Source organism: Nocardioides nanhaiensis (assembly GCF_039542785.1).
Lineage (GTDB): Bacteria > Actinomycetota > Actinomycetes > Propionibacteriales > Nocardioidaceae > Nocardioides > Nocardioides nanhaiensis.
In genome coordinates, this window is record NZ_BAABIM010000001.1 from 82377 (window position 1) to 97187 (window position 14811).

13 protein-coding genes are annotated in these 14811 nt (G+C 72.3%); 8 read left to right on the plus strand and 5 right to left on the minus strand.

Features of this window, described 5'->3' with window-relative positions:
• The first annotated feature begins 18 nt into the window (after positions 1 to 18).
• Both ABD948_RS00335 and ABD948_RS00340 read left to right on the plus strand, forming a co-directional pair.
• On the plus strand, positions 19 to 3240 hold the full coding sequence (locus tag ABD948_RS00335) for a M14 family metallopeptidase (RefSeq protein WP_345262045.1): 3222 nt from the start codon (positions 19 to 21) through the stop codon (positions 3238 to 3240).
• Positions 3241 to 3356: 116 nt separating this feature from the next.
• The gene (locus ABD948_RS00340; RefSeq protein ID WP_345262046.1) at positions 3357 to 3881 is read left to right on the plus strand and encodes a hypothetical protein; all 525 of its coding nucleotides are present in this window, start codon (positions 3357 to 3359) and stop codon (positions 3879 to 3881) included.
• Positions 3882 to 3884: 3 nt separating this feature from the next.
• Here the strand turns inward: ABD948_RS00340 and ABD948_RS00345 are convergent, their stop codons facing one another.
• On the minus strand, positions 3885 to 5264 hold the full coding sequence (locus ABD948_RS00345) for an FAD-binding oxidoreductase (protein ID WP_345262047.1): 1380 nt from the start codon (positions 5262 to 5264) through the stop codon (positions 3885 to 3887).
• A gap of 53 nt (positions 5265 to 5317) precedes the next feature.
• Complete coding sequence (locus ABD948_RS00350) at positions 5318 to 6169, minus strand: IclR family transcriptional regulator (RefSeq protein ID WP_345262048.1); 852 nt, start codon at positions 6167 to 6169, stop codon at positions 5318 to 5320.
• Positions 6170 to 6249: 80 nt separating this feature from the next.
• On the opposite strand from ABD948_RS00350, the gene ABD948_RS00355 reads away from it, so the two are divergent.
• The 4 genes from ABD948_RS00355 to ABD948_RS00370 all read left to right on the plus strand — a co-directional run bounded on the left by ABD948_RS00355 (position 6250) and on the right by ABD948_RS00370 (position 11029).
• Positions 6250 to 8424, plus strand: coding sequence for a malate synthase G (locus ABD948_RS00355; RefSeq protein ID WP_345262049.1), 2175 nt, complete (start codon positions 6250 to 6252; stop codon positions 8422 to 8424).
• 54 nt (positions 8425 to 8478) lie between these two features.
• Positions 8479 to 8907, plus strand: a complete 429-nt coding sequence (locus ABD948_RS00360; RefSeq protein WP_345262050.1) for a GlcG/HbpS family heme-binding protein — start codon at positions 8479 to 8481, stop codon at positions 8905 to 8907.
• 128 nt (positions 8908 to 9035) lie between these two features.
• A complete protein-coding gene (locus tag ABD948_RS00365) occupies positions 9036 to 10430 on the plus strand; it encodes an MFS transporter (protein WP_345262051.1) in 1395 nt (464 codons plus the stop codon).
• Positions 10427 to 11029: a hypothetical protein gene (locus ABD948_RS00370; RefSeq protein WP_345262052.1), complete on the plus strand. Its 603-nt coding sequence runs from the start codon at positions 10427 to 10429 to the stop codon at positions 11027 to 11029. The genes ABD948_RS00365 and ABD948_RS00370 overlap by 4 nt, the downstream gene beginning before the upstream one ends.
• A gap of 72 nt (positions 11030 to 11101) precedes the next feature.
• Here the strand turns inward: ABD948_RS00370 and ABD948_RS00375 are convergent, their stop codons facing one another.
• The 3 genes from ABD948_RS00375 to ABD948_RS00385 form a co-directional block, all read right to left on the minus strand.
• Complete coding sequence (locus ABD948_RS00375; RefSeq protein WP_345262053.1) at positions 11102 to 11851, minus strand: DinB family protein; 750 nt, start codon at positions 11849 to 11851, stop codon at positions 11102 to 11104.
• Between the two features lie 65 nt (positions 11852 to 11916).
• The gene (locus ABD948_RS00380; RefSeq protein ID WP_345262054.1) at positions 11917 to 12408 is read right to left on the minus strand and encodes a DUF2510 domain-containing protein; all 492 of its coding nucleotides are present in this window, start codon (positions 12406 to 12408) and stop codon (positions 11917 to 11919) included.
• Between the two features lie 208 nt (positions 12409 to 12616).
• Positions 12617 to 13252, minus strand: a complete 636-nt coding sequence (locus tag ABD948_RS00385) for a maleylpyruvate isomerase family mycothiol-dependent enzyme (RefSeq protein ID WP_345262055.1) — start codon at positions 13250 to 13252, stop codon at positions 12617 to 12619.
• Positions 13253 to 13299: 47 nt separating this feature from the next.
• Between ABD948_RS00385 and ABD948_RS00390 the strand changes: the two genes are divergently transcribed.
• Both ABD948_RS00390 and ABD948_RS00395 read left to right on the plus strand, forming a co-directional pair.
• On the plus strand, positions 13300 to 14208 hold the full coding sequence (locus ABD948_RS00390; RefSeq protein WP_345262056.1) for a DNA polymerase beta superfamily protein: 909 nt from the start codon (positions 13300 to 13302) through the stop codon (positions 14206 to 14208).
• 48 nt (positions 14209 to 14256) lie between these two features.
• On the plus strand, positions 14257 to 14796 hold the full coding sequence (locus ABD948_RS00395; protein WP_345262057.1) for a YaeQ family protein: 540 nt from the start codon (positions 14257 to 14259) through the stop codon (positions 14794 to 14796).
• Positions 14797 to 14811: the final 15 nt, after the last annotated feature.

The following is a 14811-nucleotide window of genomic DNA, read 5'->3' on the forward strand; positions in this document are numbered from 1 at the left end:
TCGGAGAAGAGAGCGCCCATGCGTCGAGCCTCACCCCTGTTCGCCCTGTCCACGGCCGGAGCCCTCACCGCGGGCATCCTCACGGCCTTCACCCCTGGTTCCGTGGCCGCTCCGGCGGCTCCCGCCGCCGCGTTGGCGCCGGCCGGAGACCGGCTGGAGGTGTACACCGGCCAGGTCACCGCCAGCCAGGTGGAAGACCTCGTGGCCACCGGCATCGACCGTCACGAGCTCCAGCTGGAGCCCACCGAGGCGGAGGGTGGCACCAAGCAGGTCGAGGTCGAGGTGGTGCTCAGCGGCGAGCAGGCCGACGAGCTCGCCAAGCAGGGTGTCGACCTCGAGCTCAAGCGCATCGAGGGTCAGACGATCACCCAGCGCGCCGACGCCGCCGCGGCTGCGGGCTACGAGGTCTGGCAGAAGTACGCCGGCCCCGGCGGGCTCCAGGCCGAGCTGCGGGCGACCGCCAAGAAGTACCCGCGCTACACGAAGCTGGTCAGCATCGGCAAGAGCCTCAACGGCCAGGACATCTCGGCGATCAAGGTCACCAAGGACGCCCGCAAGGTGCGCGACGGTCGCCGTCCCTCGGTCCTCTACTTCTCCGCCCAGCACGCGCGCGAGTGGATCACCCCCGAGATGACCACGCGCCTGCTCCAGCACGTGCTCAAGGAGCTGCGCACCAAGCCCGCCATGCGCAAGCTGGTCAGCGACAACGAGCTGTGGTTCCTGCCGGTGGCCAACCCCGACGGCTACGACTTCACCTTCACCGAGGGCAACCGCCTGTGGCGCAAGAACCTGCGCGACAACAACGGCGACGGCCAGACGACGCCCGGCGACGGCGTCGACATCAACCGCAACTTCCCCGAGAAGTGGGGCTACGACAACGAGGGCTCCTCGCCGGTCCCGTCGGGCGAGACGTTCCGCGGCCGCGGGCCGGCTTCGGAGCCCGAGACCAAGGCCCTCGTCCGGTTCGCCAAGCGCGTGAAGTTCGACTTCGCCCTCAACTACCACTCGGCCGCCGAGCTGCTGCTCTACGGCACCGGCTTCCAGGTGGCCACGCCCAGCCCCGACGACCTCATCTACGAGGCGCTGGCGGGCAACGACGCCAAGCCGGCGGTGCCGGGCTACGACCCCGACCTCTCCGCCGAGCTCTACACCACCAACGGCGACACCAACGACACGCTCGCCGACCAGGCCGGCGTGCTCGCCTTCACCCCCGAGATGGCCACCTGCGAGTCGGCGTCGGACTCGGTGGAGGGTGACGAGTGGGAGCGCACCGACTGCGGCAGCGTCTTCGAGTTCCCCGACGACGAGCGCCTCGTGGAGGCGGAGTTCCGCAAGAACATCCCGTTCGCGCTCTCGCTCGCACGGTCGGCCGGTGACCCGGACGACCCGCGGTCGAGCGTCGGCAGGAACGTGCCCAACTTCAAGACCGACCCGTTCACCGTCTCGCTCGGCTCGCCCCAGACCGTCGCGGTGACCGCCAAGCGGGCGCTGAAGAAGCTCAAGCTCAAGTACCGCATCGGCGGCGCCAAGGCCAAGACCGTGCCCGCCAGAATCTGGCGCGGCGGTGAGCGCTACGGGCGCGAGAACGTCAACTACCTCGCCGAGTACCGCGGCGTCGTCCGCGGCGCCCGGGCGGGTCAGAACGTCCGCGTCTGGTTCACCGGCGAGAAGCGCATCCCCCGCAAGGGCAAGAAGGCGAAGTTCCGCACCGTCACCAGCAAGCCCTTCACCTACCGGGTGCAGGGGGGCACCGGTGGCGACGTGCTGATCGTGGCCAACGAGGACTACACCGGCGTCAACCCCACCTACCCGGAGGGCACGGACGCGCCCAAGTACCTCGACGCCCACGTCGCCGCCGTCGAGGCGGCCGGCTACGACGCCGACACCTGGGACGTCGACCAGAAGGGCGTGCCGCACCACCTCGGCGCTCTCTCGCACTACGACGCGGTGCTCTGGTACCTCGGTGACAACCGCATCACCCAGGACCCCGAGGACGAGCTGACCTCGACGCCGTTCGGCGACCTCCCCGACGTCTCGGTCGCCGAGCGTCAGCAGTACCTGACGATCGCGGTCCGCGACTACCTCAACGAGGGCGGCAAGCTGGTGCACGCCGGCGAGACCGCGCAGTACGAGGGCCTGCCCGGGATCAGCGACTCGGTCGGTGGTCTGTACTACGGTCTCAACGGCGACCCGACCGCCGAGTGCACGGTGGCCGAGCGGCCCGGCGGCGACTCCTCGGGCTTCTTCGAGGACTGCCTGATCATGGCCGACGACTTCCGCCAGTACTACCTCGGCGCGTTCAGCCGGGTCAGCACCGGCGGCCCCTCGGCCGTCGAGGGCACCGGCTCCCCGCTGGACGGCTACACCGGCGAGCTCGGCGGCCCCGTCGTCGAGGGTGCCAACCCGCTCGACGAGGTCGGCGTCTTCACGCCCACCAGCGAGGTGCTGCCGCGCGAGCAGTTCCCGCTGTTCGCCAGCAACGAGGCGGCGCAGTACGCCGTCGAGCCGGGCGGTCCGTACTCGCCGATCGAGGGCGAGCGGTACGCGGGGGTCCTGCACCAGGACAGCTCGTACTCGCGGCTGACCCGCACCGTGGACGTCCCCGCGGACGCCACCGCGGCGCAGCTGCAGTTCCAGGCCTCGTGGGTGATCGAGCCCGACTACGACTTCATGGTCGTGGAGGCCCGGACCGCCGGCGGCGAGGACTGGGTGACCCTGCCCGAGGCGGGCGGTGCCACCAGCACCGCGACTCCCGCCGAGTGCGAGGCCGGCAGCTTCCTGCTCACGCTGCACCCCTTCCTGGAGACCTACCTGGGCCAGGACTGCAGCAACCCCGAGCAGAAGTGGAACGCGCTCACCGGTGACAGCGACGGCTGGCAGCAGCTGGCCTTCGACCTCTCCGGCTTCGCGGGCAGCGAGGTGGAGCTCTCGATCACCTACGTCAGCGACCCCGGCACCGGCGGCATCGGTGCCTTCGTCGACGACACCCGCGTGGTGATCGACGGCGTCGAGGACGCCGACGGCTTCGAGGGCGAGACCAGCCAGTGGGCTCCGGGCGAGGCTCCGGCCTCGAGCCCCGCCGGTGGTGCGGAGTGGCAGATCGGGCCCAACCTGATCGAGAACATCGCCGCCACCTCCACCGACGACACGCTGCTGCTGGGCTTCGGCCTGGAGCAGCTGGCCTCCGACGCCGCCCGGGCCACGCTGCTCGAGCGGGCGCTGGACGACCTGATCGGCTGAGGACCAGCACGACCCAGCACGACCCAGCACGACCCAGGCGACGCCGCGTCGTCCAGGCTCCGGCCCGGACGGCGCGGCGTCGTCGCGTCCAGGGGTGGTGGACCTAGGTTCCGCTGGTGACCACCACCTCGCGCCGCGCGACGGCGACCTCGGCCCTGCTCGCCTCCCTGACCTCGCTCGCCCTGCTGGTGCCGGGGGCCGCACACGCCGAGCGAGCCGACCTGGCCGAGCCGCCGGGCGACACCGCCCCCGAGCTGGACATCCGCTACGTCACGATCGACAACCGTCCGACCCGCTTGAACGTGGCGGTCGACCTGGGGCGCTTCGACCGGCAGCGCACCTCGGTCTACGCGTTCGTGGGCGGCACCGGCGCCCGCCGCGACGACCTGTTCGTCGTCGGCTGGAGCTCGGTGCGCGGGGAGCGCCCGGGTCGGCTGCTCGGCCGGCTGACCGAGGACGGCGTGGAGAGGCGCACCTGCGAGGGTCTGCGGATCGACGTGGGTCGCCGCGGGCTCGACGTCTCGGTGCCCCAGCGCTGCCTGGGCCCCACCGCCGGCACCGTGAAGGTCGGCGTCCTCACCGAGAGGCGCACCGGCCGCGACGCCGACGAGGTCGGACCCACGCGCGTGCGCCGCGGCTGACGCTCAGCCCTCGAACATCGTCCCCGGGTTGAAGATGCCGGTCGGGTCGAGGGCGTCCTTGATGCGCTGGTTGAGCGCCATGGCGTCGTCGCCGAGCTGCGCACCGAGCCAGGGCTTCTTCAGCCGGCCGACGCCGTGCTCGCCGGTGATGGTGCCGCCGAGCTCGATCGCCAGGCTCATCACCTCGCCGTAGGCCTGCTGGGCGCGGGCGGCGTGGTCGGCGTCGGAGGGGTCGAAGACGATCAGCGGGTGGGTGTTGCCGTCGCCGGCGTGCGCCACCACGGCGATCTCCACCTGCCGGTTCGCGGCGATCGCGGCGATGCCGTCGACCAGCGCCGAGAGCTGGGGAAGCGGCACGCCGACGTCCTCGAGCAGCAGCGAGCCCTTGGCCTCGACGGCGGGGATCGCCATGCGACGGGCGGTCACGAACGCCTCGCCCTCCTCGGGGTCCTCGGTGGTGAAGACCTCGGTGGCGTGGTGCTTCTGGCAGATCGCCTCGATCGTGGCGAGCTCCTCGACGGCGGCCGCGGTGGACTCGTCGGACTGGATCACCAGCAGCGCCTCGGCCTCGCGGTCCAGGCCCATCTTGGTGAGGTCCTCGACGGCGTTGATGCATGCCTTGTCCATGAACTCCAGCATCGAGGGGCGCAGTCCGCGCTGGATCTCCGCGACGGCGTCGGTGGCGTTGTCGAGCTTGCCGAAGGTGGCGACCATCGTGCAGGGGGTGCGCTGCGCGGGGAGCAGCTTGAGCACGGCCTCGGTGACGATGCCCAGCGTGCCCTCGCTGCCCACGAACAGCTTGACCAGCGGCAGGCCGGCCTTGTCCTTGATGCGCGGGCCGCCCAGGGTCACGGCGGTGCCGTCGGCCAGCACCACGGTGAGGCCGAGCACGTAGTCGGTGGTGACGCCGTACTTGACGCAGCACAGGCCGCCGGCGTTGGTGGCCACGTTGCCGCCGATGGAGCAGATCTCGTAGGAGGAGGGGTCCGGCGGGTACCACAGACCCTCCTTGGCCACCTCGGCTTTGACCTCGGCGTTCATCAGGCCCGGCTGGACCCGCACGGTGCGGGTGCGGGGGTCGATGTCGATCTCGCGCATCCGCTCGGTGCTCACCATCAGGCAGCCCTCCAGCGCGGTCGCGCCGCCGGAGAGCCCGCTGCCGGCGCCGCGGGTGACGACCTTGAGGCCGTTCGCGACGGCGAACCGCACCGCGGCCTGCACGTCCTCGGTGCAGGTGGCGCGCACGACCGCGGCGGGCGTGCCGCCGTCGGGCGCGTTGGCGCGGTCCAGCAGGTAGCTGGCCATCCGGTCGGGGTCGGTGATCACCGCGTCCTGCGGCAGGGCGTCGAGCAGCGCGGTGAGGTCCAGCTGGGTGAGGGTCATCGATCCACCAATCTCCGAGGTTCTGGTGTGCAGGGTCGTGCGCGGGTGGTTGGTCAGGGGTCGGTCTGGGTGCTGGACGTCGGGTCGAGCGCGGCGGCGAGCCGGTCGGCGGCGGCCTGCAGCAGCGGCACCGCGCGAGCCACCACGTCCTCGCCCATCCGGGTGAGCGGGCCCGAGACCGAGAGAGCCATGCCGAGGCCGGGCGGATTGAGCGCGACGGCGACGCAGCGCACGCCGAGCTCCTGCTCCTGCTCGTCGAGGGCGTAGCCCTGCGCACGCACCTCGCGCAGCCGGGCCAGCAGGTCCTCGGGCGTGGTGAGGGTGTGCTCGGTGCGCCGCGTCATGCCGGCGCGGCGCACGGCTGCGCGGACGGCGTCGTCGTCGAGCTGGGCCAGCAGGGCCTTGCCGACGCCGGTGCTGTGCAGGTCGACGCGGCGGCCCACCTCGGTGAACATCCGCATGGCGAAGCGCGCCGGCGCCTGGGCGACGTACTCGGCCTGGTGCCCGGCCAGCACGGCCAGGTTGGCCGACTCGCCGAGCTCGGCGACCAGGTCGGCCAGGACCTGGTCGGCCTCGGCGCCCACCTGCAGCTGGGCCGTGGCGCCCAGCGGGACGAGCCGGAACCCCAACCCGTAGCGCCGGTCGGCCAGGCGGCGCAGGTAGCCGCGCTCCACCAGGGTGCCGGCGAGGCGGTGGATCGTGGGGGCCGGCAGCGCGGTGGCCTCGGCGATCTCCGCCAGGGAGCACCCCCGGCCTCCGGCCTGGGTGAGCGCGGCGACCGCCTCGACGACGTCGAGCGCCCGGTGCAGCGACTGCACACCGCCAGCGGCCGTCGAGGTGGCGGCCGGTGCGCTCGTCGGTGCGCTCGTCGGGGTACCGGGTGGTGCGGCGACCTCCGTTGACACGGTTCGTCTCCTCGCCCTAGGTTCGTTCCGTCAGGTGACATCGTCATTCCAGGATGCGAAAGAGTCAAGGGGTCAAACTGATGGAGTCCCGCGTCAACGTGGCCGGTCTGAGCGTCGCTCCCGAGCTGCACGCCTTCGTCCGCGAGGAGGCCCTGCCCGGCACCGGTCTCACCGAGGAGGCGTTCTGGGGCGGTGCGGCCGCCCTGATCGGCGACCTCGCACCCCGGGTGCGCGCCGCCGTCACCCGCCGCGAGGAGCTGCAGGCCGCGATCGACGGCTACCACGCGAACCCCGCGCACAGCCCGCTCGACCCCGAGCACTACGAGGAGTTCCTGCGCGAGATCGGCTACCTGGTGGAGGAGCCGGCGCAGGTCGCGATCACCACCGAGGGCACCGACGACGAGATCGCCCGGGTGCCCGGCCCGCAGCTGGTGGTGCCGCTGCTCAACGCGCGCTTCGCCGCCAACGCGGCCAACGCACGCTGGGGCTCGCTCTACGACGCGCTCTACGGCAGCGACGTCATCCCCGAGACCGAGGGTCGCGAGCAGGGCAGCTCCTACAACCCCACCCGCGGCGACGCCGTCATCGCCCACGCCCGGCAGCTGCTCGACGAGCACGCGCCGCTGGCGCAGGGCTCCCACGCCGATGCCACCGGCTACGCCGTCGACGACCAGGGCCTGGTGGTCACCCTCGCCGGCACCACCGCCCGGCTGGCCGACCCCGCGCAGTACGTGGGGCACCAGGGCCCGGCCGACGAGCCCACCGCGGTGCTGCTGCGCCACCACGGTCTGCACCTGGAGATCCAGGTCGACCCCACGCACCAGATCGGGCGCACCGACCGCGCCGGCGTCAAGGACGTCGTGCTCGAGGCCGCACTGACCTCGATCATGGACCTCGAGGACTCCGTCGCCGCCGTCGACGCCGCCGACAAGGTGCAGGGCTACCGCAACTGGCTGCAGCTCATGCAGCGCACCCTCACCGCAGACGTCAGCAAGGGCGGCGAGACCTTCACCCGCGGCCTCGCCGAGGACCGCACCTACACCGGCCCCGACGGCGAGGTGACCCTGCCGGGCCGTGCGCTGATGCTGATCCGCCAGGTCGGCCACCTGATGACCAGCGACGCCGTGCTCGACGCCGAGGGCCAGGAGGTGCCCGAGGGCATCCTCGACGCCCTGTTCACCGGCCTCGGGTCGGTGCACGACCTGCGCGGCGAGCACGCCGGCGGCAACTCCCGCGCCGGTGCGATGTACGTCGTCAAGCCCAAGATGCACGGACCCGACGAGGTGGCGCTGGGCTGCGAGATCCTCGCCCGCGCCGAGCAGGTGCTCGAGCTGCCCGCGCGCAGCATGAAGATCGGGATCATGGACGAGGAGCGCCGCACCTCGGCCAACCTCAAGGCCTGCATCGCCGCGGCCGCGGACCGGGTCGCGTTCATCAACACCGGCTTCCTGGACCGCACCGGCGACGAGATCCACACCGACAACGCCGCCGGGCCCGTCGTCCGCAAGGCCGCGATGAAGAGCACCGACTGGATCGCCGCCTACGAGGACAACAACGTCGACGTCGGCCTCGAGTGCGGCTTCCAGGGCCGCGCCCAGATCGGCAAGGGCATGTGGGCCGCGCCCGACGACCTCGCCGACATGGTGGAGCAGAAGATCGGCCACCCGAAGGCGGGCGCCAACTGCGCCTGGGTGCCCTCGCCCACCGCGGCCACGCTGCACGCCGTCCACTACCACCAGGTCGACGTGCTCGCGCGCCAGGACGAGCTGAAGGCCGGCGGGCGTCGCACCTCGCTGCGCCAGCTGCTCACGCTCCCGCTGGGCGACCCGGCCGCGTGGAGCGAGGAGGACCTGCGCGCCGAGCTCGACAACAACGTGCAGTCCACGCTCGGGTACGTGGTGCGCTGGGTCGACGCCGGCGTCGGCTGCTCGAAGGTGCCCGACCTCTCCGGCACCCCGCTGATGGAGGACCGCGCCACCTGCCGGATCTCCAGCCAGCACGTGGGCAACTGGCTGCGCCACGGCGTCGTCACCACCGACCAGGTGGAGGAGGCGCTGCGCCGCATGGCCGCCGTCGTCGACGAGCAGAACGCCGGCGACCCCACCTACGTGGCGATGGCGCCCGCCTTCGACGGCGAGGCGTTCCTGGCCGCACGCGACCTGCTGCTGCACGGCGCCGAGCAGCCCTCGGGCTACACCGAGCCGATCCTGCACCGGCGCCGCGCCGCCCGGAAGGCGCAGCTCGCCGGCGCCTGAACCGCGAGCACTGCTCTGCACCCCACACACCCGCATCCCGCCAGGAGGCACCGCATGACCCTCGACCTCGAGACCGCCCGCACCATCGTCTCGGCCGCCCGCGCCCACGGTCGCGACAACGGCTTCAAGCCGCTCACCGTCGTCGTCCTCGACGCCGGTGGCCACGTCGTCGCCGTCGAGCGCGAGGACGGCTCCAGCACCCGCCGGTTCGAGATCGCCCACGGCAAGGCGCACGGTGCGATCTCGCTGGGTCTCGGCTCCCGCGCGCTGATGGCGCGCGCCGAGCAGCAGCCCTACTTCATCGCTGCGGCCACCTCGGCCGTCGGCGGCTCGCTCGTGCCCGTGCCGGGTGGCGTGCTGGTGCGCGACCCCTCGGGCGCGCTGCTGGGCGCCGTCGGCGTCTCGGGCGAGACCTCCGACAACGACGAGGCCGCAGCGGTCGCCGGCGTCGAGGCCGCCGGCCTGACCCCGCAGGTCGACTGACGCACCCCCGCTGATCGAGTATCGCTGTCCCGAGCTCGCGAGGGACAGCGCGTGCTCGATCCGAGATCCCGTGACCCGACCGCCGACCTGAGCCCAGGGGCTCACGCACCGCCGGGCAGGATGGCGGCGTGCGCCGCGCCGTCGTCCCCCTGCTCGCCGTCACGGTCGGGCTGGTGCTGGCCGACTCGGCCATCGTGACGCTGGCGCTGCCCGAGATCCTGCTGGAGCTCGACACCACCGTCACCGCGGTGGCGTGGGTGCTGATCGCCTTCAACCTGGTGCTGGGTCTGGCCGCCGTGCCCGCAGCCGCGCTGTTCCGGCTGCGCGGCGGCAGCCCGCGGGTGCTGACGGCGATCGGCATCGCCGTCTTCGCCGCCACCTCGGCCTGGTGCGCGGTCGCCGGCTCGATCGACGTGCTCATCGCGGCGCGCTGCCTGCAGGCGCTGGGCGGCGCGCTGGCGCTCGTCGGTGCCCTCGAGCTGCTGGTGGCCGAGCGCGGTGAGCGCCGCGGTGTGGCCACCTGGGTCGTGGCCGGCGTCGTCGGCACGGCCACGGGCCCGGTGGCGGGCGGCCTGCTCACCGAGGCCATCTCGTGGGAGGCGATCTTCGTGGTGCAGGTGCCGTTCGCGGTGCTGGCGGTGCCCGCCGCGCTCGCCGTCCACGCCCTTCCCGAGATCCCGGAGACGGCGGCCGACCGCAGCCCGGTGGCGGTGCGCCCGAACCTGACGCTCGCGCTGCTCTCGGCGGCGCTGACGGCCGCGCTGTTCCTGCTGGTGCTGCTGCTGGTCAACGGCTGGCGGCAGTCGCCCGCCACGGCCGCCATCACCGTCTCGGTGGTGCCGCTGGCCGCGCTGGCGGCCGCTCCTCTGGCCAGGCTGACCCGGGCACCCCATGGCGTCCAGGTGGTGGCCGGCAGCGTGCTGATAGCCGGTGGGCTGGCCGCGCTGGCGCTGCTGCCCGCGGCGCACCTGGGCTGGACGGTGGCGCCGCAGGCGCTCGTGGGCCTGGGTCTCGGGCTGACCGTCGACCGGTTGACCGCGCAGGCGATGGACCTGCGGCTGCCGCGGGTGCGGCACGCCGGCTGGACGATCGGTGCGCGGCACCTCGGCGTCGTCGTCGGGCTGGCGATCCTGACGCCGATCTTCACCGCGGACCTGCGCGACGCCGAGCAGCCTGCCACCGAGGCGATCACGGCGCTGGTGCTCGACGCCCCGCTGGAGCCGCAGCTGCGCATCGACCTCGCGGAGGCCCTGGGCCGCGAGCTCGAGGGTCAGCGCGACCAGATCCCCGACCTCGGTCGTGCCTTCGACGCCCTCGACCTCACCGCCGCCGAGCAGCCGGTGGCCGACCAGCTGGAGCGCGACCTCGACGCGCAGCTGGAGCGCGCCGCCACCCGTGCGTTCCGCGACTCCTTCCTCGCCGGCGCCGGTCTGGCGCTGCTGGGGCTGCTGTCGGTGGCGCTCCCGGGCCGGCGTCAGCAGGCTCAGGTCCAGCAGGCGCGGCGGCAGGAGGCGGAGGCGTGAGGCGCGTGCTGCTGCCGGTGGTGGCGCTGCTCCTGGTGGCCGGCGTGCTAGCGGTCCAGCTGGCCAACGGGGGCGGCCGCTACGAGCCGCTGCAGCCGGCCGACCCGTGCCAGGAGCGAGCCGTGGACTCCCAGGCCGAAGGCATCGAGGCGCTCACCGAGCGACTCGTGCTGATCGGCGTCGACGACGCCGCGTGCCGCCTCGAGGTCACGCGGGAGGCGCTCGTGCTGCAGCTGGCCCAGCAGCAGGAGCCGACCGACGCCCAGGTGGAGGCGCTGCGCGCGGGGCTGCTCCAGGCGGTGCAGGAGATGGACGACGACGGCACCCTGCCGCCGGTCTCGGAGCTGCTCGACGAGGCCCTCGACCAGGCGGACCTCAACGGGTTCGTGGAGTCCCTGGTCCGCGCTCTGCCGGCCTCGGTGGTCGACGGCGCGCTGAGCACCGACGACGTCCTGACCCGCGCCATCGAGGACCTGGACCTGCGCGACCTGCTCGCCGACCTCACCGACCAGGGCGCGCTCGAGGCGCAGGTGGAGGCCGCCGTCACCCAGGCCGTCCGCGACGCCCTCACCGACCGGGTCCGCGACCTGCTCCCGTGAGTGTTACCGCTGGTTGAGCCGTGAGGAGCGCCAGCGACGAGCGTGCCGAAACCGCCGCACCCGACCGACGCCTCAGCCCCTCGCCGTGCTGAGCAGCGCCAGGTCCCGCTGGATGTAGCGCAGGTGCGCCCACTCCTCCTCGAGGATCACGCGCACGCAGTCGCCCACGGTGGGGCTCCAGTCCCCATCCGGTCCGCCCCAGGGGTCGGCCCGTTCCTCCGCGAGCTGCTCGGGTGCCACACCCGCCAGGAAGTCGGTGACCATCTGCTGCCGCTCGGCTCGCACCTCGAGCACTTCGGCGTACGGGATCGGCCCCGTCCGGAAGATCGAGCAGTCGAACCCCGCCTCCTCGGCGCCGTCGAAGATCTGGCCGATCTCGTGGAACGGCTGGTCGACGTCGAGGATGCTCTTGCGCAGCCAGGTGTCGGTGGCCAGCACCAGGTGGCGCAGGGTCTGTGCGAGCGACCACTCGTCGCGCACGTGCTCGTCGGCCCGCTCGGGCGGCGTGCTGGCCATCATCTCGGCCCACGCATCTTGCACGGCCATCCACGCCTCGTGCAGACCCTCGGGCGTCTGGGCGCTGCGCAGTTCCCGGCCCGGGTAGCGCCGGTCCAGCTCTGCCTCCACCAGCGGCACGACGTCGACGCCGTTGACGAGCAGCGTGCCGAACGCCAGGTCGTGGCTGTCGACGTCGAGCCCGTCGAGGAACACGCCGCGCATGGTCATGCCCCGGACGTCGGCCTGGCGGATGGCCGCGCCCCGCATGCTGAGGTCGAAGAAGGTGGCGCCCTGGAAGTCGTCGGTGTCCGAGTAGGTGGTCACGCACCCATCCTCACCCCGGTTCTCCCGGAGGGCCAGGGCCTCCGGGGGGCGGCAATGCGTTACCCCTACCTCGTGTCGGCGCTCCTCCTCGTGGTGGCGCCGTACAGACCCATGCCCGCAGCTGCGCCCAACAGCCCGATCAGAAGCATCACATCTCGGCGGTCATCCGACTCCTGCTGCTGAACGGACAGCAGATGTAAGTACTCGTTAGCCGTCCACCCATTGACCACTGCCTGCTGAGGTGCGCCATCGGTCATTGCGTTGTTCTGGTCGTCTGTGCTCTCGATCCCGGACCGCATCTCCTCGTAGGCGGTATCAGGTGCCATGCCGAACCAGATCGACAGAAGAGTCACTGCGACGACTGCTGCGAGCACCGGCAAGATCCACGGTATCGGCGCGGTGACCCGTGCAGGGGTATGCCGTGGCGGCTGCTGCATCGGAGCGCGCCAGTCCAGCCACTTGTCTCCGCTCCAGTAGCGCAGCGTGCCCGGCGTAGCGGGATCGGGATACCAGCCAGGGGCTGCCTTGCTTCCTGGCTGCGGTGCCGTTTGGGTCACTGTTGGGCTCCTCGAGCTTCGAGAACCTTGCGAAGGTGTCTCGCAAAAGTACGCACCGCGGACCGGCCTGTCTGCGATTCAGTCGACGACAGTGGCGGTGCAGCCGCACGTGCCTTTCGTGACCAGGGCGTCAGAGGCCCAACATCAGTGGCCAGCGTTTAGCACCAGGCGCGGAGCCGCTTCTTGAGATCCGTGAAGAGCACCGCTCTCAGCCCGGGCTCACCCGTGACCGCAGCGTCGCGAGACCCTCGCCCGAGAGCTCGTCGATCGCGATGCTCCGACCGGCGACCGCCATCAGCAGGGCCTCGCCTGGGCCGTGCACCTCGGGCCCGGAACCGTGGCGCCAGTCCATGTCGTCGGCGACGAGCGTGAGACCGCGCGCGTGCCCCTTGGCCGGCAGGGTGGGTGCGCCGAGGGCGACGTCGAGCGCGGGGCGCAGGCGCTCGGCGGGGATGGCGCGCGGCAGGCCGAGCGCACGGCGGATGTCCTGCTGGTGGATGGTGCCGTCGGTGAGCGCGATGGCGCCGCCCATCGCCGCCGTCAGGCCGGTGGGGTGCACGTGTCGCTCGACGAGCGTGAGCACGCCGTCGGCGTCGAGGTTGGCGTGCTGGTCGACGAGAGCCTGGTTGGCCCGCGAGACGCTGCCCCGCGCCCGCACCATGACGGCTCCGAGCTGACCCCACCCGAGCGCGTCGTAGCTGACGACGTGCACGGCGACGTCGCGGACGCTCCAGCCGTCGCAGAGCGACGGCGCGTGCCACTGCTGGGGATCGAGGCCGCGCAGCAGCTCGAGGAGCTCGCGTCGCTCCTGCCCGGCGAGCGGCATCAGGTCGGGCTTGGCCATAGGAAACACCCTCGCACGAGAGGCGTCCCTCTCCGTACCGTGCGTGCGTGACCAGCGCGAGAGTGATCGACGGCGACCGCACCCTGCCACCGGGCTTCGCGCACCCGCACGCGTCGGAGGAGGCCCGCCGGATCGCGGAGGAGGGGTTGATCCTGCGGGTGCAGGTGGGGTCGGGTGTGCACGGCACCTCGATCTCGGGCCAGGACGACCGCGACGAGATGGGTATCTGCCTGGAGCCGCCCGAGTTCGTGACGGGCCTGGCGCGCGTGCCGCGGGGCATCGACGGCGGCGACCGGCCCGACGGCTCGGGTGCGTGGGTCGATTTCGAGCAGTACCAGCGCCACACCGTGTGGGACCAGCCCGGAGGGCTGGCCAACCGTTCGGGCGCGGGCGACCTCGATGTCGTCGTGTACTCGGCGCGCAAGTGGTGCCGGCTGGCGCTCGAGGGCAACCCGACGGTGCTGCTGGCCCTGTTCGTGCCGGACGAGGAGGTGGTGTTCCGCAACGCGGTCGGCGCCGAGCTGGTGGACAACGCGCACCGCTTCGTCTCGAAGCTCGCGGCGGCACGGTTCCTCGGCTACCTGCAGTCGCAGCGCGCGGCGATGACCGGCGAGGTGGGTGCCCACACCAACCGCCCCGAGCTGGTGGCCGAGCACGGTTACGACACCAAGTTCGCCATGCACGCCCTGCGCCTGGGCGGGCAGGGCGTCGAGCTGCTCACCACTGGGCGCATCACCCTGCCCGTCCCCGAGCCCGACCGTGGCTACCTGCGCTCGGTGCGCCGTGGCGAGGTGCCGTTGGCCGACGTCATCATGGCCGTTGATGACGCCGAAGCGCGGCTGACGGGGCTGCGGGACTCCTCGGTGCTGCCCGACCAACCCGATCGGCCGTGGGTGGACGAGTGGCTGCACCGGTCGCACGTGGCGTACTGGCGTGAGAGGTCGACGTCAGGCTGACCTCGTGCACGGCTCGGGAGGCCCCGTTACCGGACTAGGCTGAGCTGCATGGCGGCCGGCGCGACGATGCACACGTTCGACGTCGAGTTGGCCGACACGGATCGTGGCGTCTACGAGGAGTTCACGCTGCGCGCGGCACGGCATCCCTCGGAGACCGAGGCATACCTCATGACGCGCGTGCTCGCCTATTGCCTCGAGCACGAAGAGGGCATCACCTTCAGCGAGGGCATCTCGGCGACCGACGCCCCGGCGGTGCTGGTGCGTGACCTGAGCGGGAAGCTGCTCGCCTGGATCGAGGTCGGCGCACCGGATGCCGCACGGCTCCACGCAGGCAGCAAGGCTGCCGAGCGCACGACGATCTACACGCACCGCGACCCGGCCAAGGTGCTCGCGCAGTGGGCAGGGGTGAGGATCCACGGCGCCGCCGAGATCGTGCTGCACAGCTTCGACCCCGGGTTCATCGATGCAGCGGTGGACACGATGGAGCGCCGCAACACGATCACGCTGACCGTGACGGAGCGGCAGCTCTACCTGGAGCTGAACGGCGTGCACCTCTCATCGGTGGTGCACGACCACCCGATCAGCTAGCGGGAGCGACGTTCC

Excerpts from the sequence above, each read along its gene's own strand:
- ABD948_RS00355 (WP_345262049.1), top strand. The coding sequence starts at position 6,250 with ATGGAGTCCCGCGTCAACGTGGCCGGTCTGAGCGTCGCTCCCGAGCTG.
- ABD948_RS00395 (WP_345262057.1), top strand. The coding sequence starts at position 14,257 with ATGGCGGCCGGCGCGACGATGCACACGTTCGACGTCGAGTTGGCCGAC.
- ABD948_RS00345 (WP_345262047.1), bottom strand. The coding sequence starts at position 5,264 with ATGACCCTCACCCAGCTGGACCTCACCGCGCTGCTCGACGCCCTGCCG.
- ABD948_RS00335 (WP_345262045.1), top strand. The coding sequence starts at position 19 with ATGCGTCGAGCCTCACCCCTGTTCGCCCTGTCCACGGCCGGAGCCCTC.
- ABD948_RS00385 (WP_345262055.1), bottom strand. The coding sequence starts at position 13,252 with ATGGCCAAGCCCGACCTGATGCCGCTCGCCGGGCAGGAGCGACGCGAG.
- ABD948_RS00360 (WP_345262050.1), top strand. The coding sequence starts at position 8,479 with ATGACCCTCGACCTCGAGACCGCCCGCACCATCGTCTCGGCCGCCCGC.